This window comes from Paenibacillus sp. Negev47, assembly GCF_058313655.1.
The window spans coordinates 2,128,229-2,153,430 of the sequence record NZ_CM177754.1; the positions used below are offsets into that span (position 1 = coordinate 2,128,229).

The 25,202-nt window shown below is 45.6% G+C and carries 9 protein-coding genes; 8 read left to right on the top strand and 1 reads right to left on the bottom strand.

Annotation, left to right across the window (positions count from 1 at the left end; translation table 11 throughout):
• Positions 1-78 precede the first annotated feature (78 nt).
• Positions 79-813, top strand: a complete 735-nt coding sequence (locus AC4G47_RS09870; protein WP_458123206.1) for a YitT family protein — start codon at positions 79-81, stop codon at positions 811-813.
• Between the two features lie 173 nt (positions 814-986).
• On the opposite strand, the gene AC4G47_RS09875 is transcribed toward AC4G47_RS09870, so the two are convergent.
• The gene (locus AC4G47_RS09875; protein ID WP_491105875.1) at positions 987-1,457 is read right to left on the bottom strand and encodes a DUF2188 domain-containing protein; all 471 of its coding nucleotides are present in this window, start codon (positions 1,455-1,457) and stop codon (positions 987-989) included.
• 169 nt (positions 1,458-1,626) lie between these two features.
• Between AC4G47_RS09875 and AC4G47_RS09880 the strand changes: the two genes are divergently transcribed.
• The 7 genes from AC4G47_RS09880 (at position 1,627) to AC4G47_RS09910 (ending at position 25,195) form a co-directional block, all read left to right on the top strand.
• The gene (locus AC4G47_RS09880; protein WP_458123204.1) at positions 1,627-2,427 is read left to right on the top strand and encodes a lipid II flippase Amj family protein; all 801 of its coding nucleotides are present in this window, start codon (positions 1,627-1,629) and stop codon (positions 2,425-2,427) included.
• Between the two features lie 575 nt (positions 2,428-3,002).
• The gene (locus AC4G47_RS09885; protein WP_491105876.1) at positions 3,003-3,608 is read left to right on the top strand and encodes an anthranilate synthase component II; all 606 of its coding nucleotides are present in this window, start codon (positions 3,003-3,005) and stop codon (positions 3,606-3,608) included.
• A gap of 27 nt (positions 3,609-3,635) precedes the next feature.
• Entirely contained in the window at positions 3,636-5,432 is a 1,797-nt protein-coding gene (gene pabB, locus AC4G47_RS09890; protein ID WP_491105877.1) for an aminodeoxychorismate synthase component I, read from the top strand.
• 17 nt (positions 5,433-5,449) lie between these two features.
• Positions 5,450-9,223 (top strand): condensation domain-containing protein, encoded by a 3,774-nt coding sequence (locus AC4G47_RS09895; protein ID WP_491105878.1) that lies wholly within the window; start codon positions 5,450-5,452, stop codon positions 9,221-9,223.
• Complete coding sequence (locus tag AC4G47_RS09900) at positions 9,213-11,681, top strand: non-ribosomal peptide synthetase (RefSeq protein WP_491105879.1); 2,469 nt, start codon at positions 9,213-9,215, stop codon at positions 11,679-11,681. Before AC4G47_RS09895 ends, AC4G47_RS09900 begins: the two co-directional genes overlap by 11 nt.
• On the top strand, positions 11,674-24,522 hold the full coding sequence (locus tag AC4G47_RS09905; protein WP_491105880.1) for an amino acid adenylation domain-containing protein: 12,849 nt from the start codon (positions 11,674-11,676) through the stop codon (positions 24,520-24,522). The genes AC4G47_RS09900 and AC4G47_RS09905 overlap by 8 nt, the downstream gene beginning before the upstream one ends.
• The gene (locus tag AC4G47_RS09910) at positions 24,515-25,195 is read left to right on the top strand and encodes a condensation domain-containing protein (protein ID WP_491105881.1); all 681 of its coding nucleotides are present in this window, start codon (positions 24,515-24,517) and stop codon (positions 25,193-25,195) included. The genes AC4G47_RS09905 and AC4G47_RS09910 overlap by 8 nt, the downstream gene beginning before the upstream one ends.
• Positions 25,196-25,202 lie beyond the last annotated feature (7 nt).

Consider the following 25,202-nt stretch of genomic DNA (forward strand, 5'->3'; position numbering starts at 1 on the left):
GATGATTTTTTCCAGGCTTGCCTTTTGCAGGGTACGGTCGGTCTAAAAAACCAACCTACAAACTGCGAGGGAACCTGAATGAAGAGAACATCGTTAACCTTACAACACGTTAAAACAGAGGCGATCAAGTTCGCCATTATGCTGCTCGGTACATTTATTTTAGCTTTTGCCTATTATCACATTAACTTTCAGAATCATTTATCGGAGGGCGGATTTGTTGGTCTGGCCCTGCTCGGAAAATACGCAACAGGCTTATCACCTGCTATCGGGATGTTGCTACTGGACATTCCGGTCATGATCCTGGCTTGGTTCCTCAAAGGATGGAAATTCATGATTCAGGCATTGCTTGGCGTCGGTGCATTTTCCCTATTCTATGATGGCTTTGAACGATACTCCACACTGGTGATGTCGTTTAACGGAAATCTGTGGATTCCGGCAGTTCTATCCGGTCTAATGACAGGGTTAGGTGCTGGGATCGTGCTTCGATTCGGTGGAGCGACAGGCGGAGACGATATTCTCGCCGTGCTGGTTAGTCGCTGGAAGGGATGGAAGCTGGGAACAGTTTTCTTTGTCAGTGATGCTTTTGTATTGGGATTGTCGCTTTTCTTTCTTCCGGTAAAAGAAACTTTATATACGATTCTGGCCGTATGGATCGCCAGCAAAGTCATTACGTACGTCGTTAGTGTTCCGGCTCGCGGAACCGTGGTTACGACTTCAGCTGTGAAACTGCCGGTGCCATCGGCTGCAGCCAAAGCAGTTAATGCTGCTGCTGTTTCACAACGGACTACGGTGGCTAGAGGGGTATCCCATTGACCATACGTTTCAGAACAACCATAACCTGTGTGCATCATATTCAGGTCTTGATAGTTAAAGTTCAAATAAAATCCCCTTTGTCTGCTCTTCAGCAGCAAAAGGGGATTTTATTGTTTTAGCTCATACAATCCGTGGTGAATAATTTTGCCATTTTCCCATACCATCCGATTCATTCAGGGCTTGATCGAAGAAGCAATCTGACCATCCTGATTATGGATAATCGCTCGAATATTTTGTTTGTTACTAAGTTCTTTGGCCTTATCTACAGCTTCTGCCTTAGTATCAAATGCGGACAGATAGGTGGACTTGCCTTCTTCCTTGATCGCCCAACCGGAGTCGGTAGGCACGACATGGATGTTGTCATGACTTTTGGACGAAGAGACGGGCTCGGAATGACGACGCTCCGTAGAAGATGACTTTTTATGGTTGGAATTTACGGAAGAAGATGTGGAGTCCGATTTCGAACCTTCCGCTGCGGGATGATTCTCATCCCACTCTTCCGCCTTAGCTGTGGCAATGGCAATCGAGCGCCCTTCCTCATACCCGTCATCGAGTAGAGCATTCGCGATTTCAATTGCTTTGTGTCTGACACGTGGTTCCAGGTTCTTCATGGATACCGGATAATCCTGTTTGTTCCAAGGCATATGAACCCCTCCTGTACAATAATGGATTAGTTGTATATTACCCAGTGAGGGAAGGGATAAACGATGATCCAGAAGGATCTTATTTCTATACTTTTACAAGACAGAGGAGTATAATGCTGTCCATGAAAGAAATAAGTTCAACAAAAGGAAGATAAAGGAGTACATACATATGTTTAGTCTTAGTCTGGCAATACCTATGCTGTTCACCATGCTGATTCATGCCGCAGACAGCTTGTCATATGCGCTTCGTCTTGGTGGATTACGGACCCGCAGAATCGCGCTGGCCATTTCATTGGCGGGTATCTTGCTGTTGGTTTCTCGAACCTCGAATATGGCTCAGGGGCCGATGGTAGGTAATCTGGTGGATACGGCAACACGTGGAGCCAATCCGCACTTTGCAGCACAGCTGCATTGGTTAATGGGGGCGGCAACGATAGGAACGGCATTAGCCATATTGTGTTTCCCAACCATGGTGAAGCTCTCATCAAGAATGGTTGTGCATTTTGAAGCAGCCGGTTCCATCCCTGCAATGGTTCGCGGTATGCTGAAGCGAAGCAAGATTAGAAATGCAACGTATTACATCACCCCGCCATCCTGGAAGATGGCTAAACGATTGGTAAGGCATGGGATGCCAAGACGGTTAATGTTGCTGAATGTAGCGGTAACCGCAATCTACACCACGGGTGTCCTGTCCAGCTTGTACGCAGCTTACCTTTATCCAGCGCAGGCTGTAGCTGCATCCCAATCAACAGGGCTGATTAACGGAATAGCAACTATATTGCTGACCATCCTGATTGATCCACGAATTTCCTTGCTCAGTGACAAATCATTACGTGGTGAGATTCGTTTGGATCGGATGAATCAGATCTACGGGTGTATGCTCGTATCCCGTCTGTTCGGTACAGTTTTAGCACAGTTGCTATTAATTCCATTTGCGTATTGGATCGGTTGGATTGTAAGTATGATGTGATAGAGGCTGGCCTTATCAGGAATGTATTCATACATCCCGAGGGCCAGTTTTTTTGTGAATTTTGGCTCAAAGTGATTCATAAAAAAGACAAAAAAACTCATTTTATATTGAAAATTTACATAATAAGTTATCAAAGTGCAAAATATTTAAAACAACAGTGGTATACTTGTTTAATATGGGTTATTATGAAATGGGCATTGGTTTTCACTTTAATTCCCAAGATATGATAATAATTACATGATACATAATGTAAACACTTCAGATAACTTCCATTTTATACCACAAAAAGGCAACCAGACAACGTTCTCTTTGCTTCTCCTTTACAAGTCACTAATTCCAAGGAATTAACCTCTGATTCAATTTCACTAAAACTATAACGGGTGACACTCTGCTAAAACACAAACAATGAACATAATTAAACCGAACAGTCTGTTTTTTTTGGAATTTCAGGATCTATATTTTTGACACAACTGCAATCAAAAAGGCTATACACATGGTGTTTTAAACCGAATAGTCAGTCTCTCAGCTCGTAAGTCATCCTTTTTCGAATTTCAATATTGGAGGGATACCTGCTTATGATCGTCATGATTGATAACTTTGATTCTTTCACGTATAACCTTGTGCAGTACTTCGCTGATTTGGGTGAGAGTGTAAACGTGTATCGTAATGATGCGATTACGGTAAAAGAATTGGAAGAGATATCGCCGGATTATATCGTAATTTCTCCAGGTCCATCTAATCCGTCTAATGCCGGAGTTTCTCTTGAAGTGATTCGATATTTTGCTGGAAAGATTCCGATTCTTGGTGTATGTCTTGGCCATCAGGCTATTGCTCAGGCATTTGGAGGAACAGTGGAATCAGCCCGGCATTTGATGCACGGCAAGACCTCGGATATCTCGCATGATGGTAAAACGTTGTTTGAAGGTATGCCTGCCGTTCTGAACGTGGCAAGATACCACTCGCTTATTGTCAATCCTGATCTCCCGGAAGAATTGGAAGTTACCGCATGGTCCAGCGATGGGGAAGTGATGGGACTTCGTCATAAGAAATGGAGTATAGAAGGGGTTCAGTTCCATCCGGAATCCATTATTACGCCATCCGGCAAACAGATTCTGGCTAACTTTCTGCAGAACTGTTCTCAACAAAAGACGGAATCTGACTCAAGTTACGTTACGCTCTAAACCAACTTCTCAAGGAGGTATTCTTGAATGAATCAACCCGATGCCAATCCGTATATCTTATTTGATTTTGTAGGCGAGGATCGTTGTAAACAGCGTAAAATCTTCAGAAATCCTGTTGAAGTCATTAAAGCGACATCCATTGAAGAGGTAAAACCAGCGTTGCGGCAAATTCAGGACGCTGTTGATCAGGGGTATTATGCCGTAGGTTATGTGTCTTACGAGGCTGCGCCAGCTTTCGATCCCGCTTTTCGAGTTCATTCAGATGTAGTTTTACCGCTCATATGGTTTGGTATTTTTGGAGGGTATGATACAGGTTATGCATCTTCATCTGATGAATATCGGATCTCAGAATGGGAACCAACGGTTACAGAGAAGACCTATCATCAGAATATACATAAAATTCACGAGGCCATCGCGCGGGGAGACACCTATCAGGTCAATTATACGATGCGTCTTCGGTCGGAATATAAGGGTGACCCATACGCTTTTTATACAAAGCTATGTGATGCACAACAGGCGGATTACTCAGCCATGCTGCAGCTCGGTGATATCAGTATCTTGAGTGCTTCACCTGAATTATTTTTCAAAAAGAATGGAAATCAACTGGAGACTCGTCCGATGAAAGGAACAGTGAAACGGGGGTTCTACCAGGAACAGGACGACGAATTGGCTGACTGGTTGTATCAATCCCCCAAAAATCGGGCTGAAAATGTGATGATTACGGATTTACTCCGGAATGATCTTAGTGTTATTGCCGAGACGGGAAGTGTGCATGTCCCGAGACTTTTTGATATTGAGAAATATTATACTTTGTTTCAAATGACCTCTACCGTTACAGCAAATACCAGGTCGCACATACAGTTGGAAGACATGTTCTCAGCACTCTTTCCCTGCGGTTCCATCACTGGGGCACCGAAGATCAGCACAATGGACTTAATTAATGAACTTGAAGATACACCAAGGGAGATCTATTGCGGATCGATTGGCATGTTGAGTCCGGATGGTTCATCCGTTTTTAATGTAGCGATTCGGACCGTGTGGATTGATCATCAGCGGAATCAGGCTGAATATGGTGTGGGCGGAGGCATCACCTGGGATTCGACAGCTTCAGATGAATATGCAGAGGCCAAAACAAAAGCGTTGATGCTAACGGAACAAAAGCCATATTTTGAATTATTGGAATCGCTTCGATTGGAGAACGGACATTATTCCCTCTTGGAAAGGCACCTTGACCGGATGATGGAGTCTGCATCCTATTTTAACTTTGAGGCGATTAGAGAGGATATTCATAACCAACTGACTGCTTATGCCAACGAACATTCAACCGGCCTTCATAAGGTCAGAGTGTTGTTATCTCCAGTAGGACAAATTTCGGTTGAGAGCACGCCTCTTATTGAAACAAAAGAAACACAGACGGTAGCTCTCGCGAAATCATCAATTCTCTCCAGTCAGCGCTTCTTATATCACAAGACCACGTATCGGGACATGTATGATGTTCATCGTATGGCGTGTGGAGATGGCTATGATGTTCTGCTGTGGAATGAGCATAGGGAGCTTACTGAATTCACAACAGGAAATGTTGTCATTGAGCAACAGGGTAAAAAATATACTCCACCCAGAGATAGCGGATTATTAGCAGGTACATTACGAAATCAACTCCTGTATGACGGAGTTCTTGAGGAAAAGGTATTAACATACAGAGACATAACCGAGGCAACAAATATATGGCTCATCAATAGTGTTCGTGGGTGGATCCCCGTTGAAGTTTCACAGGAAAGTCTGGAGCATTCGTTACATGAACTCACCATTACCTCAGGGCAGTGAAAGGAGAAACCGTTCGAATGTCATTTCATACTAGCCTCCAACGTTATATAAGACATGAGCTCCCGGTTCAACAACTTTCTATATCCATGGGGGCAATAGCCTCTTCGGGGGCCTGTGATGAACATTGGACCCAACCGACTGCTTCCAGCATATTGAAGGCGCAGGAACATTTCAAATATGGTCAGAGACCCAAGATGTGGGAATCACAACCAACTCTTTCGGCTGGGAAGCCAGCAATTCTGATAGGCGAACCACTTGATTGTTCAGGACATCCTAAGACACTTGCCGAGGCTTTTGATCTGACCGTCAGGAATCATCCAAAGAAGAAATTGTATTATAAGAAAGAAAATGGGGAAGTCCGAATATCAGATTATATGGAATTGTCTCAGGATGCTGAACGCATCCTTCAAGGACTGATTCAACAAGGTGTCCGGCCAGGGGAATCTGTCATTTTGCAAATTGAACGCATAGATCACCTAGTAGCTGCACTCTGGGCTTGTATACTTGGCGGTATGAACCCAGCACCGCTGAAGCCAGCTCTTCACTTGCCATCCGATCACATGGATCACACAAAGTTGAAACAGGTGTGGAAGTTATTGAATTGTCCGCTCATTGTAGGAGATTCTGCTGGTACTTTCGAAGGGGAGGGCACAAGTGAAGAAGCGGTAATTTCGGTAAATGAGCTGTTGCGGCATGAGCGTTCCCAGGAAAGGCACAGTAGTGACCCCCATGCCCCTGTCCTTACCCTCTTTACATCAGGAACAACAGGTACTCCGAAGTGTGTCCGGTATCAGAATCGCCAGATTCTTGCGAATATTATTGGTATCAAACAACATCTGGGCCTGACTTCTGAAGAGATCACCTTGAATTGGATGCCTCTCTATCATGCTGGTGGATTGTTAACCAATCATATCCTCGGCGTTGTGTTGGGCAGTGAGCAAGTGTTAAGTTCCGTTGAGCGTTTTTTGAATTCTCCCACTTCGTGGCTGGAAGATATAGAGGAGCATCAAGTCACATTCACCTGGGCTCCTAATTTTGCCTATGCACAGATGAATCAGCGGCATGAAGCCGTTCATGCCAGACAATGGGATTTGTCATCCATTCGTACCATATTGAATGTAGGTCAGCCGATTTCAGCTCGGACAGGCAAAGAATTCCTTCATCAATTAGTTCCGTTTGGGCTTAGAGCTGATAGCATTGTTCCTGCCTATGGCATGACTGAATTTTCCGGCAGTCTCTGCTTCAGCAGAACGTTTAATCAATCCGAGACAGGTGGAATTCAGCATATTGTTAAGGGGTCGTTGGATAGCGAATTGATCTTTGCAGACTCCCCCATTACGGACGAAACAATAGCCTTTGTCGAGATTGGAGAGGTGATTCCCGGAATAAGTTTGCGGATCGTAAATGATTGCAATATTCCGCTTCCCGAAGCTCATGTAGGGAGGGTTCAACTCAAGGGAGATTCAATCATAACGGAATACTTCAAGAACAAGGAAGCGACTAACAACGTATTGACAGGCGATGGGTGGTTCGAATCAGGTGATCTCGGTTTTGTTAAGGATGGAGTGTTGACATTAACAGGCAGAGAAAAAGATGTGCTGATCATGAACGGCAAAAATCTATACAACTATGAGATTGAAGCAGTAATGAAGCAAGTATACGGTGTTGATGCTGACTACGTGGCAGCAGCAGGAATATCGGGTGGAGAGTCCGGCAATGATCAACTGTTGTTATTTTATACACCCCAGAATGACGATGAAGGCTTAAATCTGTTCGTCATTCAGGAGATGAGAGGTAACATATCGAGACAATTTGGCGTAAATCCGAGGTTTATCGTTCCGGTGAGCAAAAGGGAATTCCCTCGTACACCTACAGGTAAAATCCAGCGGCTACAACTTGTAGATTTACTACTCGATGGCCAATTTGATGAAACGCTCAACCGAATAGAGTGTATGCTGCATGAACGTCAGCAGGCTCAGATAATGATGGAAGAAGAGGTTGCAGCAACTTCTGTTGAACAGGCTGCTTGGGTACAGGCGGAAGAAGAGGGTTCCGGGGGAGCACAGATCCAGCAGGACAAGCTGTGCATTATTCATTACACATCAGAGCAGCATCATTGCCATGAAGCTTTGGTGTACACCAAAGTACGTGAATATGTAAAGGAACATAATGTACTTCTTGACCGAATTGAAGTGTACAGACAACCTCATATAGGTGAAGGAGCATCGGTTTCTTCTAAGCACTATCCATTTCTTGAAAAGGCATTTCAATCGGTCTTGGGATTAACCCAAGTGACCCACCATGATGATTTTTTTCAGCTTGGTGGTGACTCCCTCCGCATGACGCGTCTGCTCGCGATGATTGCTTCCGAGTATAAGGTGCGTATTCCGGTACAGCGTTTTTTCAGACAAGCAACCATCAATGGAATTCTTCAGGAATTGCAGAATGCGGAACCGTTGAAGAATCATATTCCTATCCCGGTACAGCAGCAACGAACAGAGAAACTTCCGCTTACATTGAAACAAAAAAGTCAATGGGTTCTGCACATGATTGCTCCAGAGAGCGCCTTTTATACCAATACTTTTTCAATTCACTTTACCGGTGTTTTTCATATATACAGGCTTCAGAGTGCTTTAAAAGCACTGATTATGCGGCATGAGGCTTTGCGTGTTCGCTATGGTATTCAAGATGGGGAACCTTATCAATATGTTACGGAGCTAGGATCTGAAATAGAAATTAGACGGATAGATCTTACCCAGCTTCAGGAAAATGAAAGGCATGTTGGAATCAGGAGGGAGATTGATTGGGAAGCAAACTTGCGGTTTGACCTTGTGAACGATGCATGTCTTCGTATGTGCCTGATTGATTGCAGCCCGGACAAGCATATTCTGGTTGTGTCCATGCATCACATTATATCTGATGGCTGGTCAGTGGAGATTTTCACCAACGAATTGGTGCAATTATATAACTCGGAGTTGGGAGATTCGCATCGAATGTTGTCGCCACTTTCTGTCTCCTACTCGGATTATGTGCTGTGGCAATCCTCCATGGAGCAGGGCAGTGATTCTCCCCTGTGGGAACTAAAAGAGTATTGGATCAATAAGCTAAACCGAACATTACCCATCATACAGGTACCATGTGATTTTCCATATCCTGAGGCCAGAACGTACAAGGGAAATACGATCGAACGTATCGTAGACTCCCAATTGACCTCCAGGACATTAGTGAAGGCAAACCGGTCAGGGATTACGCTCTTTATGCTCTTATTCGCGGTGTATGGCTACCTGATCCATCGTTTTAGCAGACAGCCCTATATTCCCATTGGTACCGTCATGTCCAACAGGACCCGTGCTGAGGTGGAGGATCTCATTGGATTTGTAGCAAATACCGTTATTTTGCCCGTCGAGTTTAGTGAAGATATGACATTTGATGATCTGTTGGAACAGGTTAAAGGAATGTCCTTGGATGCCTATCAACATCAGGAAGTACCTATAGAAATGCTGCTACCTGACCTTTCGTATCATACTGCACCGGGATCAACACCGGGTTTTCAAGTCATGTTCACACTGCAAAATGAATTTACACACCAATATCAGCTTCAGGACGTATCTGTCCAGTTGATGATTGAAGCAGGAAGTACATCCAAGTATGACTTGATTCTACATGTATATGAAGAGTCCGATATTCTTAGGCTGCGTATGGAATACAACACGGATTTGTACAGAATGGAAACCATCGAAAGGCTTCTTCAATTCTATATCACCATGTTGGAAGGGGTTGTTGAGCATTAAGCTGTCGAGTCTGAATACATTGCCTGATACCGAGAGGCGTATACTTCTGGAGCAATTCAATGATACGAAGACCACATACCCGCGAGAAGCAACACTGATCAGTTTGTTTGAGGAACAGGCGAAACGATCCAGTGAACGGGTTGCCTTGCGTTATGAACATACGGAGATGACGTATGCATCATTAAATAATAAGGCCAACCGATTGGCGTTATATCTTCGACAGCAAGGCGTGAAACCAAATCAGGTTGTAGGCATTTTGTTTTCACGTTCACCCGGAATGGTTATCAGCATTCTTGCCGTACTTAAGGCAGGTGGAGCTTATATGCCGATTGATCCCGAGTACCCGAAGGAACGTATTCAATACATGCTTGAAGATAGTAAAGCACAATTCTGTATTACGGAAGAGCAGGAGTATCTGCCTGAAGAGATGTCGATTAAGGCAATCGTTCCAGACCTGCTGGATGACGATGGGATAGAAGGCAACTACGCAACAAATCCGAAACAAGTGAATCGACCATCGGATTTGGCTTACATCATCTACACATCAGGATCAACGGGCAAACCAAAAGGGGTCATGATTGAACATTCCAATGTGGTCAGATTGCTTTTTAATGACCGAAACTTGTTTGACTTCACCAAAGAAGATGTGTGGACACTGTTCCATTCATTCTGTTTTGATTTTTCGGTATGGGAGATGTATGGGGCGTTATTGTATGGTGCCAGGTTGATTATAGTTCCTCTGGATGTGACAAGAGAGCCAGCACAATTCTTATCATTACTACAGAAGGAACAGGTCACCATTCTGAACCAAACGCCGACTGCCTTTTACCGAATCGCTAAACTGGAAGTACAGTCAGACTTGGATACACCGTTGGCTGTTCGAAAGGTGATTTTCGGGGGAGAAGCTCTTCAACCTATACAACTACTGGAATGGAAGAAGAAATATCCTCAAGCTCAACTAATTAATATGTATGGAATTACGGAAACAACGGTACATGTGACATATAAGGAAATGGGATGGGATGATATCCAAGGCAAAACAAGCAACATTGGGAAACCCATTCCTACGCTTCAAATTTATATTCTCGATGAACAGCGGGAATTGGTTCCAATCGGTGTGGAAGGGGAGATTTATGTTGGCGGTGAAGGCTTGGCCAGGGGATACCTGAACCGAGAAGAACTGACCGCCGAACGGTTCGTTCCCCATCCCTTTGCACCCTCGCAGCGGTTATATCGAACTGGAGATCTCGCCCGCTGGCAGATGAATGGTGAACTTGAATATTTGGGAAGGATCGATCACCAAGTGAAGATCCGAGGTTTCCGAATCGAGCTTGGTGAGATTGAATCCAGACTTTTGGAGATAGATGGAATACAGCAAGCAGTCGTAACGGTCAGGGAAGGGGATACAGGAGAGAGCGTTCTCTGTGCATATTATGTCTCTGAACGACTTCAGCAGAGCAAAGATTTACGAACAAGGCTGTCTCAACATCTGCCGCAGTATATGCTGCCTGCTCATTATATTCAAACGAAGGCCTTGCCAATGACACTGAGCAACAAAGTCGATATCAGAGCACTTCCTGCTCCTAGCGACAGTGTGACTCCAATGGATGTTACCGATTTGGTAATGCCAAGCCATGAACTGGAGTGGCAGATGCTGAACATTTGGCAGGAGATGTTGGATAACCGCAATATGGGGGTAGAGTGTGATTACTTTGAGCTTGGCGGAGACTCCATTCGTGTAATTGAACTGATCAGCCGAATGAACAGAGAGCTTGGACTTCATATCCAAATTGCTGATATGTACGATTATCCAACGATTCGAGAACTGGCTGGACATCGTGCTTCCCTTCATGCACCCGATCCCGTCCGGAACGAGATTGAGATGGAGTTATTACAGATGCGTACGGAGTGGCTGGCGAACCCGACATTACGAGCCTTGTTACCCTCCAATGTGGAAGACGTGTATCCCATGAGCGATATTCAGCAGGGAATGGTGTTCCATTACATGAAAAATGAAGGTCTGGGTGTATATCACGATCAGTTTATATATCAGATTCATGAGCATCGAATTCAGGCGCTGAATCTTCAAACAGTCATGAATGAACTCATAAACAGGCATCCCATTCTGCGTACTGGTTTCAATATTTCCGATTTTCCCGTACCTGTCCAATATACTTGTGAACGTATACATTTTGATATTCAGGAGGTCATACTGGATAGTCTGGACAGCGAATCGATAGAACAGGAAATTCGGAATTATATGGAGCTTGACCGGAAGCGGCCATTTGATATCCAGCATGCTCCGCTGTGGCGTCTGGTGATTTTCACCTCTCAGGAGGAGTCATATGTGGGGTGGATCTTTCATCATGCCATTCTGGATGGATGGAGCGTTGCCGTCTTTATGTCGGAATTACTGAATTTATACGGTGCTCTCAAAGGAGGGGAAGTCAGTGCCTGATCCGTTAAAAACGAGCTACAAAGATTATGTTATAGATCAGATGGCCCAAGCTAGAAATTCGTCCATTATGGAGTATTGGCGTGAAGAACTGCTGGATTATCGAAAATACTCATTCCCGGAACAGTCCGAGATTCATAATGGCAATTCAGTAGCCAACTCAACAGTGACTCTCCTTCCATCGGAACTGTACACCCAGTTAAAAGAAGCGGCACGTAATCAGCGTGTTACGGTTAAATCCTTGTGTCTGTCTGCATTCGTCACTTCATTATATATGCTGTCCTATGAGGATGATATCCTGATTGGGCTTGTCGAGAATGGACGTCCTGTCCATGAGGATGGCGCACGCATATTGGGCTGTTTCCTAAATACCGTTCCTATGCGCACACAATTTGACTCTCTGGTGAACTGGGGAGACATTACTCAAGATGTGTATCGTAAACAAGCCACACTCAAAAAGTATGGCCGGTTGTCCCTTGTTCAGATTCTAAATGCAATTGGGGAGCAAAGCAGCCGAGAAAATCCGCTATTTGATATCGCTTTTAATTATATTGATTTTCATGTGTATGAGTCTGTGGAAAAAGGAATGTTTGAATTTAAGTCTTACAGCTATGAGAAAACAAACACTCTCCTTGATTTTAGTATTTCAGTAACTCTCGGTGAGTTGTCCGTCAAGATGGTGTCATCTTATCCAACAGCATTCACAGATCGGCTGCTTGACGTATATCTGAGGGTTCTTGGTTGCTTGATTGCCAAACCTGAACAGAAGATCGATACAGCTGATATTATCACGGAGGAAGAACATACGTTACTCGGAACTTACAATGACACAACTGCCGAATACCCTTATGAGGCAACCGTTGTAGAATTGCTCGAGCAGCAGGTCATACAGCAATCTGAGCGAACCGCAATTGTCATGGGGGAGGAGCAGTTATCATACCGAGAATTCGGTGTGCGAGTTGATCAGTTTGCAATTCAGTTGCTCGAATCTGGTGTTGAACCTGGACAGAATATTGGACTTATTTCAAGGCGGTCCATAGAAATGATAACGGCCATTTTCGCCATTTTGAAAGCAGGATGTACCTATATTCCGCTGGATCCGGAGTTCCCGACTGAGCGAATTCGTACCATACTTGCAGATAGTGATGTGGCTGTACTTATTGCTGAGAAAGATCTGTTCATCAGCGGCTATGAAGGTAAGCAGATCAATCTGATCAAGCAAGAACAGTTGCGGAGTGACTGCGAGCGGCAAGCTGTGGACATATTCACGAAATGCTACAGATCCGCTGAAGATGTGGCCTATATCATGTATACATCGGGATCTACAGGTAAACCGAAGGGCGTACAAACGACACACCGTAACATTGTGAAGACCGTAATCAATAACGGTTTTATGGATATTCATGAAACGGACCGGATGTTGCAACTCTCCAACTATGCATTTGATGGTTCAACATATGAAATATTCGGTGCTTTACTCAACGGAGCTACGCTGGTGCTGATTCCCAAGGAAACCGTCCTCAACGTGTCGGAGCTTGCTGATACGCTGGAGCGTGAACGAATCACTTCGGCTTTTATGACTGCTGTACTGTTCAATGCCGTTGTTGAGTGGGATGTTCAATGTTTGAAACATGTGAGAAGGCTTTTCTTTGGCGGAGAGGCTGGATCCAAAAAGCATGTGGAGAAGGCTCTGCAGGTTCTGGGGAATGACCGGATTGCTAACGGATATGGTCCGACCGAAACGACCGTTTTTGCAGCGACTTATCTGGTCAATCAACGTTTGCTGGATTATAACACAGTTCCCATCGGTAGACCTGTTCACAATACCCAGGCCCATGTAATGAATCGAAAAGGACAACTTCAACCTGTTGGAGTACCTGGCGAGTTGTATATTTCCGGAGATGGACTTGCGCAAGGTTACCTGCATCAGGCTGAATTAACCGAAGAACGTTTTGTAATCGGTTCTGCTGGAGAAAGAATGTACAGAACAGGCGACCTCGTTCGCTGGCTGCCGGATGGAAACCTCGAATACATGGGAAGATTGGATCAGCAAGTGAAGATTCGTGGAAACCGGATTGAACTTGGCGAAATTGAGAGCAGGCTATCCAGGATTGAATCGATTCAGGATGCTGTGGTCATGACAGAGAAGGATGAGCAGGGACATACCTATTTATGCGCGTATATCGTCCCAAGTGATAACAAAACTCCTGTGTTGGACTGGAAAAAAGAGCTGAGGCAGACCCTGCCTGAATATATGGTTCCCAATACGTTCGTTACACTGGAAGCCTTTCCCATGACACTGAACGGTAAGCTTGACCGGAAGGCGCTTCCCAAGCCCACGAGAAGACAGTCCAACCATTTCGTTGCTCCAGCTAATGTGTTTGAAGAGAAATTAGCACGTATCTGGGAAGAGATTCTGGATATACAGAGCGTCGGAGTAGAGGAGCATTTCTTCGAAATTGGAGGGCATTCACTTAAAGCTATGATGCTTGTGGCCAGAGTACAGAAAGAAACCGGCGTAAAGGTTTCACTACAGGATGTATTCATCATGCCTACGATTCGGGAGATGGCCATGTGGATCATGGCAGCACGCTCGACAGACCACCCTGGAGAAGAACTTGTGCCCGTACCCTACAGGGACACGTACCCGGCGTCTTCCATCCAACAACGGATGTACATTGTTCAGCAAATGGAAAATGCAGGTGTAAGCTACAATATGCCTTTTCTGCTTCGGTTAAATGGCAAGCTGGATGTGAATGCCTTGGAGAAATCAATGCAGATGCTGATTCAGAGACATGAGGCATTGAGAACTTCATTCGAGTTACACCATGGTGAACTGCGGCAACGTATTCACGGACCTGATCAGATATCTCTTGAACCGTTGCGCCTCGAAAAAGCTTCATTAGCAGATACGGAGGAATCGGCTATCCAGTCGTTTGCTGAACAATTCATCCAGCCATTTGATCTGGGAGAAGCTCCTTTGTTCCGAAGAGGTTTACTTCGGATTAACGAGGAGTGTCATGTGCTACTGCTTGACCTGCACCATATTATTTCGGATGGACGATCAATAGAGATTCTGATATCCGACTGGGTTCGGTTGTATCAGGGGCAGTATCTTTCGGACCTGAGTGTGCAGTACAAGGATTATGCTGTCTGGGAACAGGAGAGATATCTTCAACAAGAGGCATACAACAAAAGTCAGGAGTACTGGTTGTCCTTGTACAAAATCGAAGTCCCTGTTCTTGAAATACCAACAGATCATCTGCGCTCGCCGATCCGCCGTTTTGAGGGAAGTCGTGTGAACTTAACGTTAGAGCCTGCTCTCGTGAGTCAATTAAAAGATGCGGCAATGACCAATCAACAGACCTTATTTATGCTTATGATGGCATCCTATCAGATTCTGTTGTCCAAATATTCAGCTGCAGAAGATGTTATAGTGGGCACTCCTTTTACATGCAGAGATACCCTCCAGCATGAACAAATGGTAGGCATGTTCGCCAACACGCTGGCACTTCGGAGTGAACCCAAGGCAGAACTGTCGGTAAGCGTATATCTGGAGAAGATGAGAGAAATTACGCTGGCAGCCTATCAATACGGCCGATATCCACTGGAAGACCTGATAGATCGCTTGTCACTGCCGTTTGATTCAAGTCGACATCCATTGTTCGACACGATGTTTATGCTACAGGATTCGGCAACAGCACAGATGCATATACCGGGACTTGGGGTCGAGTATGCAGAGTGGGATCATCATGCATCAAAATTTGACATGACATGGGTCTGTACATATTCCGAAGATGATATGACGTTATCTGTTGAATATCGAACGGATCTGTGGGAGTCACATACCATAAAACGGATGTTACAACATTATGTACATTTGCTGCAGCAGATCGTGGCTTTCCCAGAACTGAAAATCGGGGAACTGGAGCTTGTAACCGAATCTGATATTGCACAGATAGATGTATGGAATAACAGCGATGCAGATTATCCTCTAGATGCTTCTGTGGCTGAGCTGTTTGAGCAGCAGGTTGAGCAGCAGGTTGAGCTCGGCAGCGCGAATCCGGCTGTCGTGATGGACGGGTACCGTGTTACGTATCAGGAGTTAAATGATCGCGTGAATCGTCTTGCACGATACCTTATTTCACAGGGCGTTCAGCCTGGGCAACGTGTCGGGCTAATCATGGACCGCTCCATTGAGGTCATTGTTGCAATGCTCGCCATTGTCAAGAGCGGAGGGGCGTACGTCCCTATTGATCCGAGCTTTCCAGGGGACAGGAAGACATTCATGTTGATGGATAGCGGGGCAAGGTGGTTGATTGTAGACCATCCTGATCAGATCCCCAACTATGAGGGTGAAGCTCTGATTTTTAATGAAAATGTCTGGGCACACGAATCCAATCAGAATCCGGTTCTTATCCGAAATAATGTGAATAACAGCGCATATGCCGAGTCTCCTGGACCGGAAGATCCCTTATATGTCATGTACACCTCTGGTTCAACCGGCACCCCAAAAGGGGTAATTACGACACACCGCAATGTGATCAAGACGGTAATTCATAATGGTTACGTGGATATCACCCCTGAGGACCGCCTGCTACAGATATCTAATTATGCTTTTGACGGATCGACCTTTGACATCTATGGTGCCCTGTTACACGGTGCTGAACTTGTTCTGTTGAAAAGGGAAGAGGTGCTGGATGGGGGTGCTCTCGCCAAGGCCATTCGCGAACAACATATCACGATCGCTTTCATGACAACGGCACTATTTAACACACTGGTAGATCTGGATCCGGCATGCTTGAACGGAACTAGGAAAATTCTCTTTGGCGGTGAGAAAGTATCCGGGACACATGTCAAAAAGGCCGTTGATCTACTTGGCAAGCATAGACTTGTACATGTATACGGCCCGACAGAAACGACGGTATTTGCCACATTTTACTCCATCGTTTCTGGTGAATACATTCCAATTGGTCAGCCAACGAATAACACAAAAGTGTATGTGCTGAACCATGAAGGCAAGCGATTGCCTGTTGGTATTCCTGGCGAGTTGTATATAGGTGGACAAGGACTTGCCCAAGGATATTTGGGACAACCGGAGCTCACCCGTGACAAATTTATAGCTAGCCCATTTATTCCGGGAGAACGTCTATATCGCACTGGAGATCTGGTTAAATGGCTGCCGGATGGAAATCTGGAATTCATTGATCGAATTGACCATCAAGTGAAGATTCGTGGCAATCGGATCGAACTAGGGGAAGTGGAGGGACGCCTGCGTATGCTATCGGGTATCCATGAAGCGATAGTGATGGCGGATCGTGACGATCAGGGTCACTCCTATCTATGCGCGTACACTTTACTTCAGGATGGAGAAGCCAAGCAGCCCTTTCAAGAACTGGTAACGATGTGGAAGCAGGAACTCAAACAACAAATACCGGAGTATATGGTCCCAACCGTCTTTTCCATTTTGAATGAGATACCGCTTACTCCGAATGGAAAGATTGATCGGAAGAAACTTCCGAAGCCGACAATTGTACGAGGTCAGCAATATATTCCAGCAGAGAACCCGGTCCAACAGAGCTTGATTGAGATATGGGAAAGCGTTCTAGGCATTAAGAAGATAGGAATACAGGATCATTTCTTTGAATTGGGCGGACACTCTCTGAAAGCCATGTTACTAGTAGGTAAGATTCACCAGGAACTTGATGTCAGACTTACCTTGCTGGATGTATTCCAGGCCCCAATTCTTCGGGACATGGCTGGATGGATTCAGAAGGCCGCTAGGAATCAGTATAGAGCCATTGAGCCGGCTCCGGTGATGCAATCATATCCTGTTACATCGGTTCAGAAACAGATCTATTACGCCCAGCAATATGAGTACAGCGGAACAAGTTATAACATGCCAATGTTATTTGAAATCTCAGGCGCATTAGACACGGCTCGTCTGGAAGCATGTTTTAGACGGATCATCGCACGCCATGAAGCCCTGCGGACATCATTCGATATGGAAAATAGCGAGTTAACTCAACGCATTCATTCGATAGATGAAGTGGAGTGGAAGCTTGAAAGGTGGACTATGGATTCATTGGAATCCTCGATCCAGGAATCTGATGGAACTGAAACAGATCTAATATCTGGCGTGATGTCCACTTTTGTTAAGCCGTTTGATTTGGCAGAAGCACCGCTGATCAGGGCATGTGTAATTGAATTCGATAGGGAACGGTATGTACTGGCGCTGGATACACATCACATTGTGTCTGACGGGGTGTCTACTCACCTGATATATGATGAACTGTTTGATCTTTATCAGGTACGGACGCTCGATCCGATCCGTGTTCAATACAAGGATTATGTGATGTGGAAGCAGAAACAGCAGGCAAGCCGTACGTATGAGGAAACGCAGCAGTTCTGGTTGGCACAGTACTCGGAATTTGAAAGTTCCGCTGAACTTCCAATGGATCGTGCACGTCCTGCCATCAGATCGTACCGGGGGGCATCCTATACATTTGGCCTGCCAAGTAAGAAGGTACAGGAATTGAAAAGAGCAGCTGCGGGTTACGGGGCTACTCCATTTATTCTTCTTTTATCGGTGTATGGTCTGATGTTGTCTAAATATACGGGTGATGAGGACATCACCCTAGGGGCACCGATTGCCGGACGAGAACATGTAGATGTGGAGCCCACTGTGGGGATGTTTGTAAACACGCTGCCTTTGAAGCTTAATCCAGCTGCTGATCTGACGGTTGGTGAATATATCCAGCATGTCAAAAAATATATGCTGGAAGTGCATGAGCGAGGCATGTATTCTCTCAGCGATCTATTAGACAAACTTCATTTTTCTTTTCAGCCGAACCGCAATCCTTTATTTGACACATTGTTTGTACTGCAGGATATGACGCTCCCCGTCAAAACACTTCAGGATATATCTGTTCGCAAGTTGGAGTGGCATGGACAGCAGGCCAAATTCGATATGTCCTGGGTATGGCATGAAGATGGGGATGAACTCGTGGCTGAGGTTGAATACAGTTCAGACCTATGGGACCGGGTTACCATCGAACAAATGACTCGTCATTATGTTTATTTGCTGGAACAACTATTGAATAACATGGATACGAAACTGCGGGATCTGGAGTTGCTTACCCTGCAAGAAAAGAAATATTTTAGAGAGCTTAATAAAACCGATGCTGAATATCCAAGAGACTGGACTGTTACGGAGGCATTTGAATCCATAGTATCAGAGCAACCTGAACACGAGGCACTCCTGTACGGTACAGAGAGGGTGACTTATGGACAACTGAACGAACGCGTAAACCGGATGACAGCATTACTCAAGCGACGAGGAATTAAGCCTGGTGACTACGTCGGACTGTTAACACATCGTAAACCGGAGATGATCATTGCCATCCTGGCGATATTAAAAGCAGGAGGAACGTATGTCCCTCTCGATCCCAAATTCCCTGAAGACCGACTAATCTACATTCTGCGGGATAGTGGAGCTGAGTGGCTCATCATGGAGCAGAATCAGACCCTTGATTCCTACACGGGAACAATCATCCCGCTGCTCGAACCACAAGTTTATGCAGAGGGTAGTTCAATACAGACACCAATCTCCTATTCAGCAGAGCAGCCGGTCTATGTCATGTACACCTCGGGATCTACCGGAATGCCCAAAGGTGTGGTAACGAGTCACCGCAATGTAGTGAAAACCTGTATCAATAACGGATTTGTTGAAATTGGGCGAGAGGATCGAATGTTACAGTTGTCCAATTATGCATTTGACGGGGCCACCTATGAAATCTTTGGAGCACTTCTTAATGGAGCAACGCTCGTGCTTATGCCTAATCAACATGTTCATGATGTGTCGTATCTTACACGCACATTGAGACAAGAGAGGATCACGAGTCTTTTCATGACAACCTCCCTGTTCAATACGGTAGTTGATTATGACGTACACAGTCTGCGTGGTATGAGGAAACTGTTTATTGGCGGAGAAGCTGCCTCGGTGAATCATGTTATTAAAGCGTTGGATGTGCTGGGAGAACATCGGATTGTAAATGGTTATGGCCCGACGGAGACAACCGTATTTGCAGCAACGTATTCCATTGATGAGAGAGTAAGGGAAACCGGGCGTGTTCCCATTGGCCGAGCCATTCATAACACAAGGCTTTATGTATTGAATACATGGGGCAAGCCTCAACCTGTTGGAGTTCCTGGAGAGTTGTACATCGGAGGCGAGGGTCTGGCTGCCGGATATTTGGGACAGCCGGAGCTGACGGAAGAGAGATTTCTGGCCTGGCACATGGAAGGGGAAGATAGGGTCTATCGTACAGGAGACCTCGTAAGATGGTTAAAGGATGGCACCATTGAATATTTGGGTAGATTGGATCAGCAAGTGAAAATCCGTGGAAATCGGATTGAGCTGGCAGAGATCGAGGATCACATCCTTGCTCTGAAAGAGGTCAACGAAACTGTAGTTACCGCACATCGTGATGACCAAGGGCATTCCATGTTGGCGGCGTATGTTGTAATTGACCCTGCAAGTGTACTTGCCCGAAATGAAACGAAGAACGAGCATCAAGCCGAGAACTGGAGAAGAATCTTAAAAGAAACACTTCCTGAGTATATGATTCCATCCGTATTCATCGAGCTCTCATCCTTACCGCTTACACAGAACGGGAAGCTGGACCGAAAAGCTCTGCCTAAACCTGACCTTGCCAGACTGTCTTCAAATTATGTGGCTCCTTCAACACATACGGAGAAGGAACTGGCACAATTATGGACTGAAGTTCTGGACCTCGCACAAGCGGGCTTGCAAGATCATTTCTTCGAAATGGGCGGGCATTCACTGAAAGCAATGGTTCTCATAGCGAAGGTACAGGAGAAATGGGCTATCAAATTAAGCATGCCTGATTTATTTAATGCTCCAACGCTGCAACAGATGGCCTCCTTGATTGACCAAGGGGATAAGCAGAATCATACTCGGATTCCGCGCGTCAAAGAGCAAGAGGATTATCCGGTGTCGTCGGCACAGAAGAGATTATATCTGGTGGAACAGTTCGAGGATACCGGGACAAGCTACAATATGCCCATGGTACTGAGGATGAACGGGAAACCCGATGTGATCCGTCTGGAGCTTGCGCTGAAAGGTCTTATTCATCGGCATGAATCACTAAGAACCTCCTTCAGAATGGTTGATGGTGAGCTGCGACAGCACATTCATGACCTGAAGGACATGCATTGGAAACTGGAACTTAGATCCGAACCTGAAACGCTTGCTGGTCTTGAGAGGAATGAACAGTTGGCTCGGTATATTGGCACATTTGTCCGGCCCTTCGATCTGGGATGTGCACCGCTTATGAGAGCAGGGTTATGTGTACTTTCAGACAGAGAATATGTGTTGGTCTTGGACATGCATCACATTGTTTCGGACGGAGTGACGACCGGATTTCTGTATCAGGATTTTATTCAACTCTATCAGGGACATCCTCTTGATGAGATGACAGTTCAATATAAGGATTACACAGTGTGGATGAGTGAACAGAAGAGCAAGTCGGCCTACCTGATGAGTGAAGATTACTGGCTTAAGCGGTACGAGAGAGACATCACCGTATTGGACATTCTCACAGAGGGTCGTCGTCCAAGCCGGCGACAATTCACAGGTTCTTCCCATACGTTTGAACTGAGTCCTCAGCTGAGTGGCGCAGTGAAACAGTTAGCACAACAGACAGATGCAACACTCTTCATGGTGATGTTGGCAGCGTATAACATTCTTCTGTCCAAGTACACGGGGGAAAAAGATATTGTTGTGGGCATTCCATTTGCGGGAAGGACTCATACGGATATCTCTTCCGTTGCAGGCATGTTCGTTAACACGTTGCCGCTGAGACAAGAATTGCGTGGTGATCTCCGGATTCACGAGTGGATCGGTCATGTGCGCAGGGACACGTTGCTGGCTTATGAACATGGAGAGTACCCACTGAATGAACTTATTGAGAAGCTGCAAATCGCAAGAGATCCAGAGCGCAATCCGTTATTTGACACCATGTTTGTTCTACAGGATGCCAAACCCCGGACGGTAGAACTGCAAGAGTTGCATATTGAACCACTGGATTGGACGAGTAACACTTCTAAATTCGATATGACTTGGGTAGTTCACGAGAATAAGGAATCTCTTAAACTGACCATAGAATATGCGACAGACCTTTACGAACATTCTCAGATGGAAAATATGGCGCTTCATTATGAGCATGTGTTAAGTCAAATGTCCACCTCTCCAGACATATTACTGGACGAGATCCAGCTGATCACTCCCTCGGAAGAGCAGGAGATCCTGGGACAGTTCAACGACACCTACGCAGAGTATCCGCGTGATCGTACGATTAGCCAGCTGTTTGAAACCCAAGCGTTGCTTCGTCCCGATCATACGGCGTTGCACTTTTATGGGGAGACGCTAACTTATCAGGAACTTCACCAGAAGGTTTGTCAGCTTGCGAGTTATCTTGAACAGAGCGGCTTACGCCGTGGAGATGCTGTCGGCTTGTTGGCAGACCGTTCGATTGACATGATTGTGTCGATCTTGGGAATCTTGCGAGCAGGAGGCGTATATGTTCCGCTGGACCCATCCTATCCACAGGAGAGAATGATCTACATGCTGGAACACTGTAATGCAAGTATGCTCGTTGCTCCATCGGATAGACCTCTCCCTGGGTTCAAAGGGTTCGTGGTTCCACTGGAAGAGTCAAGTCGAATTCTATTAGAGAAGGACAGATTATCTGTTCAATACGATGGGAATCCAACGACATTAGCGGATGAAGCGACCATGCCAGCGTACATTATGTACACTTCTGGATCGACCGGATTGCCGAAAGGTGTGGTCACTACACACCGAAATGTCATTAAGACAGCGATGAATAATGGATTTATCCATATCGATGAACAGGATCGTATGCTGCAGCTCTCCAACTATGCCTTTGACGGATCCACTTATGAGATCTTCGGTGCATTATTGAACGGGGCAACGCTTGTACTGATCAGCAGAGAGGACATGCTGGATATCAACAAGCTTTCCTCTATTATGAAGGGGCAGCGGATCACATCTGCCTTTGTAACTAGTGTACTGTTTAATGCGCTGGTCGATCATGATGTAACCTGTCTGCAACATGTGCATCGATTATTCGTCGGAGGAGAGGCACTTTCCAAATCTCATGTCATGCAAGCTCATCAATATCTGGGAGATGATCGGATCGCGAATGGGTATGGTCCGACCGAAACAACTGTTTTTGCAACGACATATAATGTCGGACGTAATCTGGCAGGTCACGGTTCGGTTCCTATTGGAAGACCCATTCATAATACGAAAGCCTATATTCTCAATGCGCAAGGCCATCTTTTACCTGTCGGTGTAGCAGGTGAACTATATATTTCCGGTGAGGGTGTAGCAGAGAGATACGTCGGAGATCCGGATCTGACGCTGAACAGGTTCATGGAAGATCCATTCTGCCCTGGTGAACGAATGTACCGGACAGGGGACAGAGTCCGATGGATGCCTGATGGCTGTATTGAATTTCTTACACGGATCGATCATCAGGTCAAAATTCGTGGGCACCGAATTGAACCGGGAGAGATTGAGTCAAGGCTGATACAGCATTCTGACGTACAGGAAGCGGTCGTTGTTCCTCGTCAGGACAATACAGGACATTATCTGTGTGCTTATATCGTTTCATCGGAAGGATTCCAAGAACAAGAGCTCAGAAAGTATGTTCAGCAGAGTTTGCCCGAATACATGGTACCGTCGTATTTTGTACCGATTGCAACGCTTCCGGTAACGCGTAACGGCAAGTTGGATCGAGGTGCTCTCCCTGCACCGGATCTGAACAGCATAAAAGGGGATTATCGTCCACCTGTAACTCAAGAAGAACAAATATTGGCCCAAGTCTGGTCGGAAGTACTGGGTGTGGAACATGTGGGAATCGACGACAACTACTTTGTCCTCGGAGGGGATTCCATCAAATCCATACAGATTGCTTCAAGACTCACTCGTCATCAGCTCAGACTACAGGTCAAACATTTGATGCTGTATCCGACAATCGCGGAGTGTGCCGAGTTTTTGGAACCTATGGAAACGAGGAAAGAGCAACAAGAGAACATTGAAGGAGACATCCCTCTCACTCCAATTCAACAATGGTTCTTTGCACAGGGATATAGCAACATGAATCATTGGAATCAATCCATGATGCTATACAACCGAGAAGGATGGGATACGAACACGGTAAATGAGGTGTTCCATAAACTTTGTGAACACCACGATGCGCTACGTATCCGATTCGATATCCGGGCGGATGATGTGGTACAGAGTATTTCCCCAATAAACAAAGATAAGGATTTCCCTGTGGAAATACATGAAGTGGAAGCTGACTATGATCATGCCCACCTTGAACGTCTTGCGACAGCGATTCAATCCAGGGTGAACCTGGGACAAGACTTAATTCAGCTTGGTGTGATCAGGACACCTGAAGGTGACCATCTGCTTATTGCAATGCATCACCTTATTATTGACGGTGTATCGTGGCGAATTCTGCTGGAAGATTTCCACTGCTTGTATCAGGCTATTCTCCTGGGGGACAAGACGGTGAAGTTGCCCGAGAAGACGGATTCCTATGCCTTCTGGAGTCGTGAACTTCAGAACGTAGCCACATCTGAAGAGATGAAGTATCAACAAGCGTACTGGCACAATCTAAATCAGAAAGCACTACAACTTCGCGATCATCACGATAAACCTGGTTTGCTCAAGCAAAACAGTGACTTTGGAACTGGAACCTTACAGAACGCGCCAGCTATTGACTGAAGTTCATCGTGCGTATCATACCGAAGTCATGGATATCCTGTTGACGGCTCTCTCCATGACGTATGCAAAAGACATTGTTATCGATCTTGAAGGACATGGGAGAGAAGGCATACTGGACCATGTGGATACCACAAGGACCGTAGGCTGGTTTACCACGATCTATCCTGTGCTTCTTAGTACAGCTCATGAAGAACTTGGTGAAGCGCTGCGTCATACAAAAGAAATGCTTCGTGGCATCCCTGGCAAGGGAACCGGATATTCCATCTTGAAATATCTAACCTCCGAGTTGAATTTGGAGGAGTCACCGTGTGATCCCGGCATTGTCTTTAATTATCTGGGGCAATTTGGAGGAGATACACAAGGCGAGTCGTTTACCATGTCATCCATGCCTATGGGCGAATTGATTAGTCCACTTAACCGAATGTCCCATTTCGAAGAGTGGAACTGTGTTGTCGATGAAGGGAAATTCCAGCTGATCCTTCGTTATGATCCTTCAAGGTTGGATGAGAAAGAAGCTATGGAACAAGTAGCCAGCTATGGCTTGAATCTGGAGAAATTGATAGTGCACTGCCTGACTCGTGAAGCTGAGGAGTATACACCCAGCGACTTTAGCGATGCAGACCTCACGTTGGATGAACTTGATGATATCTCGGATATCATTGGCAAGCTGTGAGTTTTCC

Coding starts and splice junctions, on each gene's coding strand:
- AC4G47_RS09880 (WP_458123204.1), top strand. CDS start 1,627: ATGTTTAGTCTTAGTCTGGCAATACCTATGCTGTTCACCATGCTGATT.
- pabB (WP_491105877.1), top strand. CDS start 3,636: ATGAATCAACCCGATGCCAATCCGTATATCTTATTTGATTTTGTAGGC.
- AC4G47_RS09875 (WP_491105875.1), bottom strand. CDS start 1,457: ATGCCTTGGAACAAACAGGATTATCCGGTATCCATGAAGAACCTGGAA.
- AC4G47_RS09870 (WP_458123206.1), top strand. CDS start 79: ATGAAGAGAACATCGTTAACCTTACAACACGTTAAAACAGAGGCGATC.
- AC4G47_RS09885 (WP_491105876.1), top strand. CDS start 3,003: ATGATCGTCATGATTGATAACTTTGATTCTTTCACGTATAACCTTGTG.
- AC4G47_RS09895 (WP_491105878.1), top strand. CDS start 5,450: ATGTCATTTCATACTAGCCTCCAACGTTATATAAGACATGAGCTCCCG.